The sequence below is a fragment of the Asanoa sp. NPDC050611 genome, from assembly GCF_040654855.1.
Taxonomy (GTDB): domain Bacteria; phylum Actinomycetota; class Actinomycetes; order Mycobacteriales; family Micromonosporaceae; genus Asanoa.
Genome location: NZ_JBFAIU010000619.1, coordinates 1 through 2,195, shown reverse-complemented (window position 1 = coordinate 2,195; position 2,195 = coordinate 1). Strand labels below are relative to the sequence as shown.

Annotated in this window: 3 protein-coding genes; 1 reads left to right on the top strand and 2 read right to left on the bottom strand. The window is 74.1% G+C overall.

What is annotated here, in order from left to right; genetic code table 11:
* Both AB0H87_RS41035 and AB0H87_RS41030 read right to left on the bottom strand, forming a co-directional pair.
* A partial coding sequence (locus AB0H87_RS41035; RefSeq protein WP_360159043.1) for an aldo/keto reductase occupies positions 1–785 on the bottom strand: 785 nt, incomplete at its 3' end.
* Positions 786–808: 23 nt separating this feature from the next.
* Positions 809–1,714, bottom strand: a complete 906-nt coding sequence (locus tag AB0H87_RS41030; RefSeq protein WP_360159040.1) for an AraC family transcriptional regulator — start codon at positions 1,712–1,714, stop codon at positions 809–811.
* 88 nt (positions 1,715–1,802) lie between these two features.
* Here AB0H87_RS41030 and AB0H87_RS41025 point away from each other — a divergent pair.
* Positions 1,803–2,195, top strand: a 393-nt coding sequence (locus AB0H87_RS41025; protein ID WP_360159037.1) for an alcohol dehydrogenase catalytic domain-containing protein, incomplete at its 3' end; no start/stop codon positions are given.

Genomic DNA, 2,195 nt, shown 5'->3' with positions numbered 1-2,195 from the left:
GCCGTGATGGCCGCGACGTCGGCGGGCTCGAGCTCGAAGCCGAAGATGTCGGCGTTGAGCCGCTGGCGGTCGGCGTGGCTCGAGTGCGGGACCGTGGTGATGTCGCGATCGATCAGCCAGCGCAGCACCACCTGCGACGGCGCCACCCCGATCCGGTCCGCGATGCGGGTGACCGCCGGATTGGCGAGGATGCCGCTGTTGCGCTCCAGCGGGCTCCACGCCTGGATCACGGTGCCGTGCCGCGACACCTGCTCGACCACGGCCACCTGGGCGTGCGACGGCGAGACCTGGAGCTGGTCGACCGCCGGCACCACACCGCTGGCGGCGACCACGGCCTCGATGTGCTCGTCGAGGAAGTTCGACACGCCGACCGAGCGGATCAGGCCCTCCTGCTGCAGGGCGACCATCTCCACGTACGACTCGACGTAACGGCCGACCCGCGGCAGCGGCCAGTGGATCAGGTAGAGGTCGACGTAGTCGAGGCCGAGCCGCTCCAGCGAGGCGGAGAAGCCCTCGCGGACGTACGGCTTGCCCTGGTGGCGGCCGGCGAGCTTGCTGGTGACGAAGAAGTCCTCCCGGGGCAGCCCGCTCTCCCGGATCGCGGCGCCGACGGCGTCCTCGTTCTCGTAGTTGTACGCGGTGTCGATCAGCCGGTAGCCCATCTCGATCGCGGCGAGGATCGCGTCGGTGGCCGGTCGCCCACGCAGCGGCCAGGTGCCGAGACCGAGCCAGGGCATCTCGTGGCCGTCGTTGAGCGTACGGGTGGGAATGGAGATCGCTGCCATGGCTCCCAGCCTAGATCGGCAGCTCAGGCCGCACGGCGCCAGCGTCCGGGCGCGCTGCCGAGGTGTCGCTTGAACGCGGCGGCGAAGGCGAACTCGGAGCGGTAGCCGACGGCGGCGGCGACCTGGGCGAGCGGCGCGTCGCCGGACCGGAGCAGCCCCGCCGCGAGGGTCATCCGCCACCAGGTCAGATAGCTCATCGGCGGCTGACCGACCAGCCGGGCGAACCGCGCGGCGAACGGCGCCCTCGACAGACCGGCCTCCTTCGCCAGGCCGGCCACCGTCCACTGTGTCGCCGGCGACCGGTGCACGGCCTGGATCGCGGCCGCCACCGCGGGATCGCGCAACGCCGCGGTCCAGCCCCGCTCCGGCGCGGCGGTGGCGCCATGGTCCAGCCAGGCCCGCAGGATCAGCAGGAGCAACGTGTCGAGCAGCGCCGGCACGATCGCGTCGGTGCCCAGCCGCGGCCCGCGGACCTCGGCCGCCAGCAGGTCGACACAGGCCCGCAGCTGCGGATGGCGGCCGGGCAGGTGCACCACCTCGGGCAGGTCGTGCAGCAGCGGATGCGTGCGGGCCGGGTCGAGCTCGTAGGCACCGCAGAGCGTGACGGCGGACGGCTCGGGGACGTCGACGACGGACCGGACCGGGCGCGGCCCGAGCGCGTCGCACGCGGGACCTTGCGGCCGGGTCGCCGGATCGTCGGCGAGGACGTGCCCCCGCCCGTGGGGGCGGAACACCACGTCGCCGGCGGCCAGCGGCACCGGGTCCCCGTCGGGCGGGACCAGCCAGCAGGCGCCGCTGAGCACCACCTGGAAGCCAGCGGCGCCGGGCACCGGCGCGAACTCCTGCGCCCACGGCGATCGGAACCCCACCAACGCCGACACGGGCCGCCCGGTGCGCAAGGTGGCGACCACGTCGCTGAGCACGTCCACGAGGGCAGCGTATGCGGAGACGATGACGCATGAAATGGGGATGCTGTCACATGGATCGTCCGCCGCGGCCCGCTTACGGTTCAGAGTCATGAGAGCGATGCGCATGCACGGGTACGGCGGTCCGGACGTGATCGTGGCCGACGAGGTCCCGCGGCCCGTCCCGGGAGACGGCGAGGTGCTGATCCGGGTCGCGGCGACCGCGTTCAACCCGTCCGAGGTCGGGCTGCGCCGCGGACTGTTGCGGGACGTGCTGCCGGTCGCGTTCCCGTACACCCTGGGCTGGGACGTGTCCGGCACCGTCGTCACCGCCGGCGGCGGGTTCGCGGCCGGTGACCGGGTGGTGGGGCGGCTCGACACCGGCGGGGCCGCCGCCGACTACGCGATCGCGCGGCCCGACGCGCTGGTGCCGGTGCCCGCCGGCGTTCGGCTCGCGGCGGTCGCGGCGCTGCCGGTCGCCGGGCTGACCGCGGCGCAGGCGGTC